The organism is Methylobacter sp. BlB1 (assembly GCF_015476545.1).
In the GTDB taxonomy this organism is placed as follows: domain Bacteria; phylum Pseudomonadota; class Gammaproteobacteria; order Methylococcales; family Methylomonadaceae; genus Methylobacter.
In genome coordinates, this window is sequence record NZ_JADMKV010000031.1 from 21,534 (window position 1) to 37,841 (window position 16,308).

Below are 16,308 nucleotides of genomic sequence, written 5' to 3' on the forward strand. Positions count from 1 at the left end.
AATTCTCCGTAAAGCGATTCAGGGCAGGGCGATCGGTTGATCGCCCATTCTTTGGTGCTAAAAGGCTAAGGCTTAGCTTTTCCTTTCGTCGGCTGTCATTAATCGCGCGGCCAGCGCGTGATCCGAGAATTTTTCCGAAGCCCTGCCTATTTGCCGACAATGGCCGCCGTGCGCTTCGTAGTTGTGCATGTAGTCATGAATGAATTCCATGACGGTATGATCGATCAGATAGCCGTCCGATAGATCAAAGACAACGGTTTTGCCCGGTTCCAGCGTAGCCAGCGCTTTTTTCAGCGGCAGGAAGTTAGAAAAAATCGCCGAACCCGTCAGTTTGACCACAACGGTATCATTATTCGGCCGGTCAATGTCAAAATGAATTTTAAACAGGTTCCTGAGCCAGACCCCGCGCAAAACATGAATGGTCAGTTTGACCAAAATACCGATGGCAACGCCGATCAATAAATCGGTCGCCAGAACTCCGATTATTGTGACCATAAAAATAAAGAACTGTTCTTTTCCGATGCCCATGACTTTGGCGAATTCCTTGGGCGAGGCCAGGCGAAAACCGGTATAGACCAGCAATGCCGCCAATGCCGCTAAGGGAATGCTGTGGATCAGGCGCGGGAAAAGCACGACGAACAGCAACAGCAAGGCGCCATGAAAGAAATTGGCCCAGCCGGTTTTGGCGCCGTTGTTGACGTTGGCAGAGCTGCGCACGATCTCGGCGATCATCGGCATGCCGCCGATCAGGCCGGCGATCAGATTGCCAATGCCCACTGCCGTCAGGTCGCGGTCCAGATCGGAATGGCGTTTATAAGGGTCCAGTTTGTCTACCGCGACAGCACTCAGCAGGCTTTCGAGGCTGCCTACCAGGCTGATGCTGACTACGGCCTCCCAGAATTCAGTCGTCATAAACTTGGAAAAATCGGGAAAGTAAAAGCTGGACATGAAGTTGTCGGATATCGCAACCAGAAACCTTGGCCCGACTGTTGCTTCATGATGGTCTATGAAAGGCGCATCCGGCAAAAACAGATACATATGCTCGTGATTCAAGTCGAAATAACGGCCCAGACCCATGCCGGCCAGCACGACGAGAATGGGCGCCGGAATCATTTTCAGCGTAGGATTTTTCAGCAGCGACCAGATGACCAGAATGATCAGCCCAGTCAAGCCGATCAGGGCAATTTCCGGATTAGGGTGCAGCAAGCTATGCGGAATCTGCGCCATGGTCGAAAACAGACTGCCATCCTCAGGCGTCACGCCGAGCATGACGTGGATCTGTTTGGTCATGATAATGATGCCGATCGCGGCCAGCATGCCGTGCACGACCGATGCCGGAAAAAAAGAACTGAGGCGGCCGGCCTTAAAGACACCCATCAGAATCTGCAGCACGCTGGCAACGACGATCGCCGCCAGCGTATAGCGGTAGCCGGCCATCGCATCGCCTTCTCCCAGCGTTTGCACCGCGCCCAGAACTACGACGATCAAGCCGGCGGCCGGTCCGTTGATTGTCACGTATGAACCGTTGATGCGCGAAACCAGTATGCCGCCGATAATGGCTGTAATAATCCCGGCCGAAGGCGGGAACCCGGATGCCATCGAGATGCCCAGGCATAATGGCAAGGCAATAAGAAATACCAGAAACCCGGACAGCAAATCGCTGCGCCAGTGCTCTTTCAAGCCAGCCAGTCCGGTTTTGGGTAATGCCGATAGCGAAGTCTTGATCATGGTTAAGTCCTCACAATGCTAAAAATTTGTGTATTCAGAACACTGAGAAAGCACTTATCATGCCAATAATATGGTTAAGCTTAACCTTATGATTTATTGGAAAAAATATTGATTTATTAATTCATCCGACGGTGGCGTGATTAAAAAAGCGAAGGTGCAAAACCACCATCATCGGTTTATTTGCACCGATGAGCTGGAAAGCATCCAATGCACTTTTCAAATTGATTAAAGCTAGCGAGCCCGTTTCAATATCCGCAACAAGTCAATATAAGTTTTTGTACTGATTTACCGGATAAATGCTTTTCGATATAAATTCAGCATAAATGAAAATGAGTTTTCAGGATTCTAATCTCACCCAGGGACAGAACAGTGACGGGCGTTATCATGGCTAGAAAAATTCATTGGCATTTTTACTTTGTTAACTCTACTGATAAAGCCACAAACCAAATCGATCGATTATGAATATAAAAAAAATCGTTTTATCCGTTCTGCTGTTATTTGGGGGAATCCTGACTGTCAAATTTGGTGTTGACGCCTTTAGTGTCGACGCGCCTGAAGCCGTTACGCAAGCCCGGACGAACATGCCTCAAAATGTTAATCTGATTGACGATAGAACTTTTGATATGCCCGGTTCGGGTAATTGCGATGGTTGCCATGTCCAACCTAATCGCTCTGCTGAGGCCATGGTGTCGCCGCCGGTGATTTATGACCAGCACATACAGCGGATATGAAAAAATCAGTTTGGCTGAAGGCGATGCCCTGGTCATAGTGGATCTGCAAAACGATTTTTTGCCTGGCGGCAGCCTGCCGGTGCCTGGCGGGGAGCAGGTGATACCGGCCCTGAACGGTTACATTGAGCGATTTGCCCGGCGTGGGCTGCCCATATTCGCAACGCGCGATTGGCATCCGAAAAATCACAGTTCCTTTATTGAACAGGGCGGACCGTGGCCTGAGCACTGCGTTATCGGCACTAAGGGCGCGGAATTCTCGGCCGCCCTGCATCTTCCGGCGTCCGTACAGATTATCTCGGCAGGAACTGAAGTTGAGCGCGACGGCTATTCGGCCTTCGAAACGCCTGTCTGCAAACAGCAGCTCGACAGTGTCGGCGCCAGACGTTTGTTCGTCGGCGGGCTTGCTACCGATTATTGCGTTTTGAATACAGTGCGCGATGCGCTGGCTCTGAACTATCCAGTCTTCTTGCTGACCGATGCCGTGCGGGCCATTAATGTTCAGCCCCAGGATGGTCAAAAGGCCATCGACGAAATGATTCAAAAGGGCGCTAAACTCATTACCTTGTCCATGATTCCATGATCTCCGGCAGTGCATTGCTGACTGATCTCTATCAGTTGACCATGCTGCAGGGTTATTATGAACAGAACAGGGAAGCGCCCGCGGTCTTCGAGCTTTTTGTCCGGAAACTGCCCAAGGCCCGCGGCTATATGGTCGCGGCAGGGCTTGCCCAGGCTTTGATTTATCTCCAGGAACTGCAATTCTCCTCAAATGAAATTGACTGGCTCGCCAGTACCGGACAGTTCAAGCCGGCTGTGCTCGATCGGCTCGCCGCCTTCAGATTTACCGGCGATGTGCATGCAATGCCCGAAGGCACCGTATTTTTTCCACATGAGCCGATTTTGCGCATTACCGCGCCGCTGCCGGAAGCGCAGCTGGTCGAAAGCAGGCTCATCAATCTGCTGCATTTCCAGACCCTGATTGCTTCCAAGGCCGCGCGCTCGGTATTGATTGCGCCGGACAAACTGCTCGTTGATTTCGGCATGCGCCGCGCCCATGGCGGCGAGGCTGCGCTGCTGGCGGCACGGGCCAGTTATCTGGCCGGCTTCGACGGTACCGCGACGGTGAATGCCGGCATGTATTTCGATATTCCGACTTACGGCACGATGGCGCACTCCTTCGTACAGACATACGACAGCGAAAGCGAGGCCTTTATCGATTTCGCAAAAGCCAATCCGGATAATGTCGTGTTGTTGATCGACACCTACGATACCGAGGCGGCCGCGCAGAAAGTCGTCGACCTGGCAGACATCCTGCGCTCGCAAGGCATAAAAATTAAAGGCGTGCGCATCGATAGCGGCGATTTGGCCGAACACGCCAAAAAGGTCAGAAGGATTCTCGACCAAGGCGGTCTTCAGCAGGCCACCATTTTTGCCAGCGGCAGTGTTGATGAATACAAGCTTGAAGCATTGACGGCGCAGCAGGCGCCGATAGACGGTTTCGGCATCGGCACGCATCTGGATACCTCGGCCGATGCGCCTTATTTCGACTGCGCCTATAAATTGCAGGAATATGCAGGCATCGCCAGACGCAAACGCTCGGAAGGCAAGGCAACCTGGCCCGGGCGTAAACAGGTTTATCGTAATTATGATGACAATGGCTTCATGTGCGGCGATACCGTGACGATTGAAAATGCGCCATGCACGGGAGAGCCATTACTGCAACCGGTCATGCAGGCCGGACGAATCGTGACGCCGCAATCTTCGCTGATGGAATCCAAGGAATATGCCAAAAGACAATTAAGCCGGTTGCCAGAGGCATTACGCCAACTTTCTGCCACACCCGAGTATCCGGTAATTATTTCTGCCGAACTGCACGCACTGGCGAAAAGCGTGGATGAACAGACCCTCTTTTAATTCACCTTCCTATACGATAAAGCTGAACATTGTTTCGGGCTTAAGGTGTTGCCCGCTTATAGCTTTTATGAAACATCAGCAGCAACAATGCCAGCATCGAAAACGCTGCACCGGCATAGAATGTCATATCCGCGCCATAACGGTCCCATAACCAGCCGGCAATGACGCTGGCCAGCAGCATAAACAGACCGGTTACGAAATTGAATAGCCCGAATGCCGTGCCTTTCAAATCTTGGGGCGTGGCAGCAGCAATCATGGTCGCCAGAATGCCTTGCGTAAATCCCATGTGCAGCCCCCATAAAGCGACGCCGCACATGACGACCAGAGCCGAATGGGCCCGGGCTAGCGCTAAATCAGCCAAAGCCAGCAAAACGAGACCTGCGGCCAGCAAGTACTTCTTGTTCACATGGTCCGATAAAACCCCGGCAGGATAAGCCGACACGGCATAGAACAGGCTCATCACGACCATGACCATGGGAATCCAGGTGACGGACAGGCCTGTTTGCTCGGCCCGCAATATCAGAAAAGCCTCGCTGAACCGGGCCAGCGTAAAGACGGCGCCTATGACGACAATCCACCAGTAGTGTCTGGAGAAATCCTTAAGAAAAGCCAGCCGCAAAGGCGAGCGGAGTGGGTGCGGCCTAGCTTTTGCAACGGGTTCCTTTACGCCGGCCATAATTAAAACAATCGTGATTGCCGCAGGCACAACGGCAAACCACAATGCCGCCTTCATGTCGTCGTGGTAAAGATACAGCAACACTATGGCTGCAAGAGGGCCGAGAAACGCGCCCACTGTGTCCATGGATTGGCGAAGACCAAAACAGGCGCCGCGAATGTCTGAGGGCGCCACATCGGCAATCAGGGCATCGCGCGGAGCGCCCCGAACGCCCTTGCCGATTCTGTCCAGGAATCGCGCCGTAAAGACCGTTTCCACGGAACTTGCGAGAGGAAACAAGGGTTTGGTAAGCGCCGCCATGCCATAACCGGCCAGGATAAGCCATTTCCGGCGGCCGAAAAAATCACTTAACGCGCCTGAAAATATTTTGACGATCAGCGCAGTCGCCTCGGCAATGCCTTCGATAAAGCCGACGGTCAATGCATTTGCGCCCAGCACAGTAACCAGAAACACCGGCAATATGCTGTGTACCAGTTCTGAAGACAAATCCATGAACAGGCTGACATAACCCAGCGTCCAGACGGTGCGCGGGATTTTTGATGATTTTCTTATAAACACAAATCTATCCTTGTCCCATCAGGCATTGATCTTAAACGCATATAAAATCGATGCCACAAATAAAAATACCAGCCAGGCCGCCGCTGCCGTAACCGAGCGGTTGCGGGCAAGCACGACAGCATAAATCGCCTTCAGCAGATTATTGCTGCCGCTGGCCAGTATCACGGCGGAAACAATGGCCGAAGCGGATACGGTGAATTCGCCGCTCAGCAGCGACAGAATAAAAGGATCGATATCGGTAAAACCGACAACGATAGCCAGAAAATTCAGCCCGCGGCCGCCATAGTTGCTGGTTACGTATTGCGTGATGGCGGCAAACATCATAAACGACAATGCGAACACAATGGCGGTCGATAACTCCAGCGGATGCTCAATAGTGCCCGCAGCGGAGGGCTGCGATAAATCATCCTTGAAGCGGAACAAGGTGAAAACTGTGCAGATAGACAACAGAATGGCTGCAAGAAACGGAGCCAGCAGGCGCTGGCCGGCAGCAGGGGCAAAAAGAAAAATAATGGCCAGCAGCCGGATATACATCATGGCCGTTGCCATAATCAGCGCTGATGAGACAAAAGGAGCGGCCTCCGCCAGATGATGAGCGCGGCGTCCGATAACAACGGTGGCGACGGTGCTGGAATAAAGACCGCTCAAAATGCCGGTTATCATCAGGCTGCGGCTCTTGAAAAAATAAGTATTGATTAGGTAGCTTAAGTAAGAGAATCCGGACACGATGATTACCGCCAGCCAGACCTTGTCATAAGTAACGGGCATCATCGGTGCGATGGGCTCGTTGGGCAGCAGCGGCAGAATGACGCCGGAAATGATCAGGAATTTGGCCAGCGTTACGATTTCCTCATTGGCCAGTTTATCGGAAATACGATGGATCAACGGCTTCTCGCCGAGCATTAAAATCAGCAAGACGATAAAAAGTATCAGAAACCAGCTGGGGAAAAGGCTGACGATAGGCCCTGTCAGATAAATCAGCAGCGCAAGCAAAGCACTGAACAGCGACAGCATCCCTTTCAAGGATAACCGCCAGTAATAGATCAGCAGCATGCTTCCGAGCAGAAGCAGGCCGTAGCCGAACAAGACATGCGTGGCATCGATGGTATACAGAATGAATCCCAACAAGCCGATCAGAACAAAAGTCCGCGTGCTGCCAAAATGGAATTTATACTGATTCATGCGCTGATAACGGCGAAATTCCAGGCCGACTACAAAAGAGAATGCCACAGTCAGGGCAAACTTAATCAAGAGGGGAGGAATGGCATCTGGAAATTCCATGATCTGATCCTTGAGCAGCTATTGCGGTCAAGATGGTACCGGGTCTTGAAATATTGGACTCCGATTGACAGGCATCTATCACCGGACATTTTTTTATTTCCATATTGCTCTTTATGAGATTTAATAACGCATCTGTTCATTTGCGCCTTGAAGATAAAGAGAAGGGTATTGACTTAAGTACATTTACTAATTATGTTGCGCGCACAAATGCGATATAAGTACCGCCACTCGAACGTAAGTACCTCAGAGTCTTCAGTTACGTTATGTTTATATCGCATTGAGTCATTGCCTCAGACTGCAATGATCGGCTCCTGGTCGAGTAACATTTTTAACATGATGTTTGTATAATTTTGCGCTTCAAGCATTGTTGCAGACACTGAATAACAATTTTTTTATGGTCGATTGAAAAATGAATATGAAAGCATCTCAAGCTGAATCAGATAAAGCTCTTTTAGAGGACGCCGCCCAGGATCAATCTGCGCCCGAACCCGAGGCTAGTAGTAGTGACGCCAAAGGTGAAATTGACCTTGATATCGAAGATTTCGATTTAAGCGAAGATTACATCATGATGCCGGCAGAAAATGACAAGGTAGCCAAGAAGATGGCCGCGCGAAGAAAAATTGAAATGTATTGGGAGAAAAAAAGATTGAAAGAACAGCTAGGCGAGTTTGATGATTTTGACCTTGATTTCGATTTTTAACCGTTACTGCATAAGGCAAATTAACTTAGTCTGCTCCTGAACACTAAAAACGAAATTCTCTATGCCTTGCAAATTTCCCTGATCAAGGGAAATTGCTTTCTATAACCAGATCACCTTGAAATTGCATTTCTCATAAGCCGTTTTTTGAATTGTTTCTCTCCATCAAAAACTACTGAATCTAAGATGATCGCATAAGTAGTCATTCCAATTATGTGGCTTTCAATAATGCGGTATAAGCGTCTTTGTTATTTCAGATTTCGATAGCCGGTGCATAAGCTGCGCCATTCTTGTCAAGATACAGCTTAAAATGACCTGGATGGCGCAATATTCCCTCTCAACAGGGCTGCTGGCAGGACGCTATGAACCGACATCGGCGATTGCATTGATGAGTAAAATAGCGAGGGCATGACAATGAGAGAGATGCAGCAAATGCTGTCGGATATTGAATGGGAGGTCAAGTTAACCCGCAATATGATCGGCAAGGCAGCATTGAGCGATCGTGTCATGGCCGCCATAAGGCATGTGCCAAGGCACAAATTCATACCCGATGCCTTGCGCGAGTACGCCTACCAGAATGGCCCCGTACCGATAGGTTTTGGGCAGACGATATCACAGCCCTATATTGTCGCCTTGATGAGCGACTTATTGAATACCAAACCCTCCGACATTGTGCTGGAAATTGGTACAGGCTCGGGCTATCAGGCCGCCATTCTTTCCGAATTGGTCAGGCAGGTCTACAGCATTGAAGTCATTGAGGATCTGGCGACAATGGCGCGCGCCCATCTGCGTGAGCTGGGCTACGATAATGTAGAGATCCGGACCGGTGACGGAAACCTGGGTTGGTCGGAGCATGCGCCTTATGACGGCATCATAGTCACCGCCGCGGCGCCGCATATCCCTCAAGCCCTGATTGATCAATTGCGAACAGGCGCCCGTTTGGTCATCCCTTTGGGCCAGCCTTACAGCGCTCAGGAGCTGATGGTTGTGGAGAAAAAACCGGATGGGAAAATCGAAACTCGGGAAATTCTTGACGTCGCTTTCGTACCGTTAGTCGAAGTGCCGCGCTCTGGCACGTCCCATAAATCAGACAGGCAAAATCCAATGTAGGGTACGCACCGCGTACCATCTATAGTGAATTAAATCGCAAAAGGTACGCGGTGCGTACCCTACATCTTATCTTGAAGCAATTTCTGCAACTCAAGCGCATTGTGGGGTGCGGCGCCCTGAGCCGTATTGTCGAAATAAACATGCACCTGCTTGTCCTGCTTCAGCCACTGCTCTATGCGCTCAGCCCATTGCGCCAATTCAGGCTCGCTGTAACTGGACACGTAGGTTTGCGTATGGCCATGCAGGCGAATGTAAACCAGATCCGTAGTAACGCGATCCCACATAGGCCAAGCTTCGGCATCGGATAGGCAAACGGCAATGCCGGCTTCAGCCAGATAGTGCGCTGTTTCGTCATCGAACCAGGAGGCGTGCCTGAACTCCACAGTATGGCGAACATTCTTCCATTGCAGCAGAGCGGCGATAAACTGCTGCAGCTTGACCAGGTCTTTTTTGACCAGGCCGGGCAGCTGCCATAGTACGACGGCCAGTTTTTCTTTCAGTGCTTCGGCGTGATTTTTTTCAATCAATACCGATGCGGCCGGATCCATTAGTTTCTTGTGATGAGTCAGATAGCGGTTGGCTTTGATAGCAAACCTGAAGTTTTCCGGCGTTTCCTGGGCCCATTTTTGGAAAGTGTCGGGACTTTGCAAACGATAAAAAGTCCCGTTGATTTCCACGGCAGGGAATTGTTGCGCATAGAACTTTAACCGATCCCTGCGAATAATGCCTGCATAGAAACCATCCTGCCAGTCCGGATAATTCCAGCCGCTGGTGCCTACATAAAATCGCGACACACATCAACCCTTCACGCAAATGACAGGCTCCAGCCTGGCTACTTTTTTCGCTAGGCCGGCCCTGTCAGCCACATCGATCACTGCATGGACGTCTTTATAAGCCAGCGGCGCTTCCTCGGCGACGCCGCGCATCGAGGCGCTGCGGATAATGATGCCCTGGTTTGCCAGTTCATCAACCAATGCCCGGCCGTGCCATTGATGGGTCGCTTGGTGACGGCTCATGGCCCGGCCTGCGCCGTGACAGGCCGAACTGAATGAGCGTTGTTCGCTGTCTTTTGTGCCGCAGAGTACATAAGAGCTGGTTCCCATCGAGCCGCCGATCAGCACCGGTTGTCCGACATGGCGGTACTCTGGCGGCAAGTCGGGGTGACCGGGGCCGAAAGCCCGGGTGGCGCCTTTGCGATGAACGAACAGATTTCTTTTCTGCCCATTGAGGGTATGGGGCTCCAGTTTGCAGGTGTTGTGCGAGACATCGTATAACAAATCGATATGGAGGCCGGGAAATACCGACTCCACGGCTTTGCGGGTCAAGTGCGTAATGATCTGGCGATTGGCCAGGGCGCAGTTGATGCCGGCGCGCATGGCCCCCAGATAGTGTTTTCCCAGCGGCGAATCCAGCGGCGCGCAGGCCAGTTCGCGGTCAGGCAATGTAATATGGTATTGAGACGCCGCCATGGCCATATCTTTCAGAAACTCGGTGCCGATTTGATGACCCAGCCCTCTGGAACCGCAATGAATGGTGATGACGATAGCATCGGGTTTCAGGCGAAAAACATTGGCTAGAGATTGATCGTAAATATCAACGACCCGTTGCACTTCGAGATAATGATTGCCGGAGCCTAATGTGCCCATCTCGTCTTTTTGCCGCTCCCGCGCTTTGGCAGACACATATTGGGGCTCGGCGCCAGCCATGCAGCCGCGTTCCTCGATGAATTCCAGATCCCGAGCGACGCCGAATCCCCGCTCAACGGCCCATAAGGCGCCGCCTTTCAGCATGGCGATCATTTCGTCATGATTCAGGTGGATGCGCCCCGTGCTGCCGACACCTGCCGGGACGGTGCGATACAGCTCATCCGCCAACTGCTGCTTGTGTGGCTGTAGATCGGCCATATCAAGGCCGGTCAGCAAAGTGCGTACGCCGCAGGAAATATCAAAGCCAACGCCGCCGGCGGAAACCACGCCGCCCAGTGCCGGGTCGAAGGCGGCGACGCCGCCGATAGGGAAGCCGTAGCCCCAGTGCGCATCAGGCATTGCATAGGCCGCTTCGACGATGCCAGGCAATGAGGCCACGTTGGCGATTTGTTCATGGACTTTCTGGTCCATGTCGCGCAGCAGCTTTTCATCGGCATAAATAATGGCCGGAACGCGCATGGGGCCTTGAGCCGGAATTTCCCAGCAGGTTTCATCGCGTTGTATGAATTGAGAAGTATCCATGAGTATCCTTTAAACGTCGACGACGCATTGGGCAACCCATAGGCCGTCCGGTTGCTGATAAACATGCAGTTCGGTCAGTGTTGCGCCTTTGATTTCCACGGCAGGCTGGTGTTTTCCCCGATCAACGGCTTCCCCGAAGGCCGTCGCCGTCAATTCTCCGTTATTGATGGACACCTGAAACCGGCTGAACAACAGGCCGCGAACGGCCATGGCGTAAATCAGTTCGTTGATCCAGTCCAGAAACAGATACTCGCTGTCGGGCTCTTGGCAGTGAATCGGGATCGCTTCGGAAGGCAGAACCTCAGCGGGATCGGTGATGACTGCCGTCATGGCCAGCGCAGCCTGTTCAAATGCCTGTTCGAGCGTCGGCGCGATGCCGCGTATGCCCATATCGGCTTCGTGTGCAAAATGTTCCCAATAAGGCGCCATGGATTTCTTTTGCTTTCGTCGGTAATTGTCGAAAATATTAATGTTACGACGAAAAATAATGTCCGGATATACAGAGGCTTACCTAAGTATTGATACTGATTACCATCCTGTTATATATCAGATATAACTGAAAACAATTTGATTCAGGCGCTTCAAAGCATACGAATGCCTTGAGTCAAATCTACAATCTTGAAAATTGATGTCAGCAGGGGAATAGATTATTTTTCAGATTGAGCTTCTGAGCCAGTCCTTCTGTCATATCTTAAGTGAAACATGCCAGTATCACGCTGTTTGGCTTCACGATGCCTATAACCGACAATCTGATAAGACATTATGCCATTACGCAATTTTGAACTTTCCATGTGGGCCGAAGCCTGCGAAGTGCTGGAACGAGCTGAACGACTGCACCGGCAGTTTTTCAGGCCCGCCGCGTTGCGCGCCAGACGTCCGGCCTGGGAGCCGCCGATTGATATTTATGAAACCTTGGATGAATTCACAATTATAGTCGCGTTGCCGGGAGTGCAGCCGGAGCATATCAGTGTATCGCTTGAGGATGGTCAATTAATCGTGAGCGGACGGCGCTATTTGCCTGTAGACGTCGGGGCAGAGATTCAGCGGCTGGAGATTCCATACGGTCGGTTTGAGCGGAGCATTGAACTTCCGGAAGGGCGCTTTAATCTAGGTGGGCATGAATTCCTGAACGGTTGTCTGTTGATTATACTGCGGAAAATAGGATGACTTCTTATGCGGATCAAGGACCTTAAAGATTTAATTCTGGGCTCGAAGGGAGAATCTGAAGAGGATTCTTCGGCAACAATCCAACAGGCTCAGGGTGATTCGTCCAACCTATCCGTTCCGAGTGATGCTCTGATTATCGTGCCCATGCTCGGCACCGTACTTTTCCCCCAGGTCGTCCTGCCGTTAGTGATTGGCCGTAAACAATCGATTGCCGCCGTGCAGTATGCGGTTCGTTCCGAGAGGCCGATCGGATTGCTGCTGCGCCGCGACGACAAGGATGAAGATCCTGCGCCCGAAGACCTTTACACAGTCGGCACTGTGGCGGAGATACTGCGCTATCTGACTGCGCCTGACGGCAACCATCATATCGTCTGCCAGGGCATTCAGCGTTTTCGGGTGAAGGAATTCCTGCCGGGCTATCCTTTCCTTGTGGCGCGCTGGGAGGCTCATCAGGAATCTGATGAAACCACTAAAGATATCGATGCGCGCGTCGTAACCCTTAAACATAAAGCACTGGAAGTGCTTAATTTGTCAAAACAAGTACCCGATGAACTGGTCAGCGCCATTCAATTGATCAATTCGGCTCCTATGCTGGCGGATCTGATTTCCAGTTATCTGATCACGAAATCCGACGAGAAACAGCAGATATTAGGACTGTTCGACGTGCAGAAACGCATCGATAAAATCCTGGAGATGCTCAATTACCGGATTGAAGTCTTAAAACTTTCCCATCAAATCAACGAGCAGACTCAGGAAACAATGGGGCAGCGCCAACGCGAGTTTGTCCTGAGAGAGCAACTGAAAGCCATACAGAAGGAGTTGGGCGAGGGTGAGGAAGGCGCGGTCGAGGTTGAAGAGATCAGCAACGCCATCGCAGCAGCGAAAATGCCTGAAGAAGTGGAAAAACATGCCCGCAAGGAATTGAATCGCCTGAAGCAAATGCCGGAAGCCGCCGGCGAGTATTCAATGCTGCGCACCTACCTGGACTGGCTGGTGGAAATACCCTGGTCGGTTTCCAGCACAGGGGATATCGATATCAACAGGGCTCGCGAAATTCTGAATGAAGATCATTATGGTCTGGAAAAGATCAAGCAGCGCATTCTGGAATATTTGGCCGTGCGCAAGCTGAATCCTGAAGGCAAGAGCCCTATCCTTTGTTTTGTAGGGCCTCCGGGCGTCGGCAAAACTTCTCTAGGGCGCAGTATTGCCCGCGCTACCGGGCGCGAATTCGTACGCACCAGTTTAGGCGGCCTGCATGATGAAGCCGAGATAAGAGGGCACCGGCGGACTTATCTGGGGGCGCTGCCGGGCATTATCATTCAGTCGATCCGTAAAGCAGGCATCAACAATCCGGTGTTTATGCTCGATGAAATGGATAAGATCGGCGCGGGCTTTCAGGGTGATCCTTCCGCAGCATTGCTGGAAGTGCTGGACCCGGAACAAAATTCGACTTTCCGCGATAATTACCTGGCGGTCCCGTTTGACTTGAGCCATGTCATGTTTATCGGAACGGCCAATGTTCTGGACAGTATACCCATTCCCTTGCGCGATCGCATGGAAGTGATAGAGCTGTCGGGTTATACGGCTGATGAAAAGGAGCAGATCGCCAAGCGTTATCTGGTCGGCAGGCAGCTGGAAGCGAACGGCTTAAAGCCCGAGCAATGCGCCATTACCGATCAGGCCATACGGACTATCATCCAGGACTACACGCGCGAAGCCGGCTGCCGGAATCTGGAACGCGAAATAGGCGCCGTGTTCCGTCATGTCGCCATGGATATTGCCGAAGGCAAGGTGGCTCAGGAAGTGATCGATGCCGAGCAGATTCCGGCCATTTTGGGGCCGAGAAAATTTGAAAGCGATGTGGCCATGCGCATCAGCGTGCCGGGCGTTGCGACAGGACTTGCCTGGACGCCGGTAGGCGGCGACATCCTTTTTATCGAAGCGACCCGCATTCCCGGCACCGGAAAACTGATTCTGACCGGACAACTGGGCGAGGTGATGAAAGAAAGCGCCCAGGCCGCATTGAGTCTGGTCAAATTCCGGGCGGCTGAATTTGGTTTGGGCGAGGAGCTGTTTAAAAAAACCGATATTCATGTGCATGTGCCCGCAGGCGCCATTCCTAAGGATGGGCCCAGCGCCGGCGTGGCCATATTCGTGGCGTTGTACTCGGCATTTTCCGAACAAATCGTGCAAAAGGACGTGGCGATGACCGGTGAAATCAGTTTGCGCGGGTTGGTTCTGCCAGTCGGCGGCATCAAGGAAAAAGTCATTGCCGCAGCGCGCGCCGGCATCAAAACGGTCATGCTGCCGGCGCGCAATAAAAGAGATTTTGAGGAAATACCGCAAGCGGTCCGGGATCAGCTTGAGTTTGTCTGGCTGGAGACAGTGGATGATGCGCTGGAGGTTGCGGTTGAAAAGACGGGCCGGAGTAATCCTGAACCTACATGATAGGCAGCTGTAGGGTACGCATTGTGTACCTTCTCAAAGTTCTGATGAGACGGTAGCAGAAGAACGGTACGCGGTGCGTACCCTACGGTTGTGCATGATCAATAAATGATTTTCTGAGCTTTTAATGCGGCGTAAATATCATCAATAGACGCTTTATCGCTGTCGAAAGCCATATCCGACAGTTCTGCTTTGCTGTTCACGCATAAACAGATCAATCCGGCATTTTTGACGGCCTGAATGAGCGGTGCAGCCTCCTCGTTTTCCAGAATGGTCGTGGCATGCCCGGTATCGAATAGCCTTCTTTCCAGTTGATAAGCCGCTTCCTTGCCATTGGCGCCAGTTAAGGCGATAGCCGTTGCTGTCTGGCTGAACCGGGCCGCCCGTTCCGCCGCGCTGACCGGCTGTTGAACTTCATCTTCCGTATGGCCGGTGATCATGCCGGCACCCACCGTGCCGTTGGTCAGCCGGTCGATGATAATGAACGAGCCGCTGCCTTTAACGCGTTTGTAGGGATCGAATACTACGGGCGCGTTGACTGAAACCGTGCAGGAGCCGATCTCGTTGAGTTTCAATTCGTTGGCGTCATGGTGTTCCAGCGTATTGACATCGATGCGGTGGTGAATCATCGAGATGGAGCCGGGCACGCTGCGCGTGGCCAGCTTGATGATGTACTGGCGGCCCGGCGTCATGGCCTGCTCGGCCATCCAGACGATGCTCGCCTTGAATTTATCCGCAACCGTGGCAGGCGTTTTTTCAGCGCCGACAATCATGTCGCCGCGGCTGATGTCGATTTCGTCTTCCAGCGTCAGGGTTACGGCCATTGGCGGAAAAGCCTGATCAAGCTCGCCATCATAAGTCACGATGGCCTTGATTTTGCTGCTTTTACCTGACGGCAAGGCAGTAATGCGGTCGCCCTTGCGGAAAACGCCCGATGCTACCGTGCCGCAGAAACCGCGGAAGTCGAGGTTGGGGCGGTTGACATACTGCACGGGGAAGCGTGCATCGTCGAAATTGCGGTCGTTGGCGATTTCAATGGTGTTCAGCGCTTCCATCATCGGTACGCCGGTAAACCAGGGCATATTGTCGCTGCGGTTGACCACGTTGTCGCCGTCCAGCGCCGACAGCGGGATAAAGGTAATATCGTGCAGATCCAGCGATTGAGTAAACGCCAGATAGTCGGCCTTGATTTTATTGAAGGTTTCTTCGCTGTAGTCGACCAGGTCCATTTTGTTGACTGCGACGATGATGTGCCTGATGCCCAGCAGGGAAGCGATAAAGCTGTGGCGCTTGGTCTGGGTCTGCACGCCGTAGCGCGCGTCGATCAGGATGACGGCCAGATCGCAGGTCGAGGCGCCTGTGGCCATGTTGCGCGTGTACTGCTCATGCCCCGGTGTGTCGGCAATGATGAACTTGCGCGTGGCGGTGGAGAAGTAGCGGTAAGCGACATCAATGGTAATGCCCTGTTCACGTTCCGCCTGCAAGCCGTCAACCAGCAAAGCCAGATCGATCTTGCCAGCGCCCGTGGTGCCGGATTTGGCGCTGTCGGCCTGAACCGCGGCCAATTGATCTTCATAGATCATCTTGGAGTCATGCAGCAGGCGGCCGATCAGTGTGCTTTTGCCGTCGTCGACATTGCCGCAAGTCAGGAAGCGCAGCAATTCCTTGCGCTCATGCTGCGCCAGATAAGCATTGATATCGGTACTGATTAAATCTGATTGGTGTGACATAGTATTGTTTCTCTGAATTCCTGTTATTGGTTGCAGTGGCGGG

The 16,308-nt window shown here is 52.2% G+C and carries 14 protein-coding genes; 7 read left to right on the forward strand and 7 right to left on the reverse strand.

Annotation, left to right across the window (positions count from 1 at the left end):
• Positions 1-72 precede the first annotated feature (72 nt).
• On the reverse strand, positions 73-1,728 hold the full coding sequence (locus tag IT781_RS12820; protein ID WP_194970559.1) for a SulP family inorganic anion transporter: 1,656 nt from the start codon (positions 1,726-1,728) through the stop codon (positions 73-75).
• A 458-nt stretch (positions 1,729-2,186) separates the two neighbouring features.
• Here IT781_RS12820 and IT781_RS12825 point away from each other — a divergent pair, with 458 nt between their 5' ends.
• Genes IT781_RS12825 through IT781_RS12835 form a run of 3 tightly spaced genes read left to right on the forward strand, consistent with a single transcriptional unit; the run spans position 2,187 to position 4,373 of the window.
• Positions 2,187-2,459: a hypothetical protein gene (locus tag IT781_RS12825; RefSeq protein WP_194970560.1), complete on the forward strand. Its 273-nt coding sequence runs from the start codon at positions 2,187-2,189 to the stop codon at positions 2,457-2,459.
• The gene (locus IT781_RS12830) at positions 2,434-3,039 is read left to right on the forward strand and encodes an isochorismatase family protein (protein WP_194970561.1); all 606 of its coding nucleotides are present in this window, start codon (positions 2,434-2,436) and stop codon (positions 3,037-3,039) included. The genes IT781_RS12825 and IT781_RS12830 overlap by 26 nt, the downstream gene beginning before the upstream one ends.
• On the forward strand, positions 3,036-4,373 hold the full coding sequence (locus IT781_RS12835) for a nicotinate phosphoribosyltransferase (protein ID WP_194970562.1): 1,338 nt from the start codon (positions 3,036-3,038) through the stop codon (positions 4,371-4,373). Before IT781_RS12830 ends, IT781_RS12835 begins: the two co-directional genes overlap by 4 nt.
• Positions 4,374-4,413: 40 nt before the next feature.
• Here IT781_RS12835 and IT781_RS12840 read toward each other — a convergent pair whose 3' ends face one another.
• Both IT781_RS12840 and IT781_RS12845 read right to left on the reverse strand, forming a co-directional pair.
• On the reverse strand, positions 4,414-5,607 hold the full coding sequence (locus IT781_RS12840; RefSeq protein WP_370526996.1) for an MFS transporter: 1,194 nt from the start codon (positions 5,605-5,607) through the stop codon (positions 4,414-4,416).
• A gap of 18 nt (positions 5,608-5,625) precedes the next feature.
• Positions 5,626-6,888, reverse strand: coding sequence for a DUF4010 domain-containing protein (locus IT781_RS12845; protein WP_194970563.1), 1,263 nt, complete (start codon positions 6,886-6,888; stop codon positions 5,626-5,628).
• A gap of 415 nt (positions 6,889-7,303) precedes the next feature.
• Here IT781_RS12845 and IT781_RS12850 point away from each other — a divergent pair, with 415 nt between their 5' ends.
• Both IT781_RS12850 and IT781_RS12855 read left to right on the forward strand, forming a co-directional pair.
• Positions 7,304-7,588: a PA3496 family putative envelope integrity protein gene (locus tag IT781_RS12850; protein WP_228779131.1), complete on the forward strand. Its 285-nt coding sequence runs from the start codon at positions 7,304-7,306 to the stop codon at positions 7,586-7,588.
• A 405-nt stretch (positions 7,589-7,993) separates the two neighbouring features.
• Positions 7,994-8,695, forward strand: coding sequence for a protein-L-isoaspartate(D-aspartate) O-methyltransferase (locus IT781_RS12855; RefSeq protein WP_370526997.1), 702 nt, complete (start codon positions 7,994-7,996; stop codon positions 8,693-8,695).
• Positions 8,696-8,754: 59 nt separating this feature from the next.
• On the opposite strand, the gene IT781_RS12860 is transcribed toward IT781_RS12855, so the two are convergent.
• From IT781_RS12860 to IT781_RS12870, 3 genes are read right to left on the reverse strand one after another with little or no spacing between them, the layout of a single operon-like run.
• On the reverse strand, positions 8,755-9,489 hold the full coding sequence (locus IT781_RS12860; RefSeq protein ID WP_194970565.1) for a DUF72 domain-containing protein: 735 nt from the start codon (positions 9,487-9,489) through the stop codon (positions 8,755-8,757).
• A gap of 3 nt (positions 9,490-9,492) precedes the next feature.
• Positions 9,493-10,923, reverse strand: coding sequence for an RtcB family protein (locus tag IT781_RS12865; RefSeq protein WP_194970566.1), 1,431 nt, complete (start codon positions 10,921-10,923; stop codon positions 9,493-9,495).
• A 9-nt stretch (positions 10,924-10,932) separates the two neighbouring features.
• Entirely contained in the window at positions 10,933-11,352 is a 420-nt protein-coding gene (locus IT781_RS12870) for an archease (RefSeq protein ID WP_194970567.1), read from the reverse strand.
• 333 nt (positions 11,353-11,685) lie between these two features.
• On the opposite strand from IT781_RS12870, the gene IT781_RS12875 reads away from it, so the two are divergent.
• Positions 11,686-12,090 (forward strand): Hsp20/alpha crystallin family protein, encoded by a 405-nt coding sequence (locus tag IT781_RS12875; protein ID WP_194970568.1) that lies wholly within the window; start codon positions 11,686-11,688, stop codon positions 12,088-12,090.
• A gap of 6 nt (positions 12,091-12,096) precedes the next feature.
• Positions 12,097-14,538, forward strand: a complete 2,442-nt coding sequence (lon, locus tag IT781_RS12880) for an endopeptidase La (protein WP_194970569.1) — start codon at positions 12,097-12,099, stop codon at positions 14,536-14,538.
• 98 nt (positions 14,539-14,636) lie between these two features.
• Here lon and cysN read toward each other — a convergent pair whose 3' ends face one another.
• Complete coding sequence (gene cysN / locus IT781_RS12885; RefSeq protein WP_194970570.1) at positions 14,637-16,265, reverse strand: sulfate adenylyltransferase subunit CysN; 1,629 nt, start codon at positions 16,263-16,265, stop codon at positions 14,637-14,639.
• Positions 16,266-16,308: the final 43 nt, after the last annotated feature.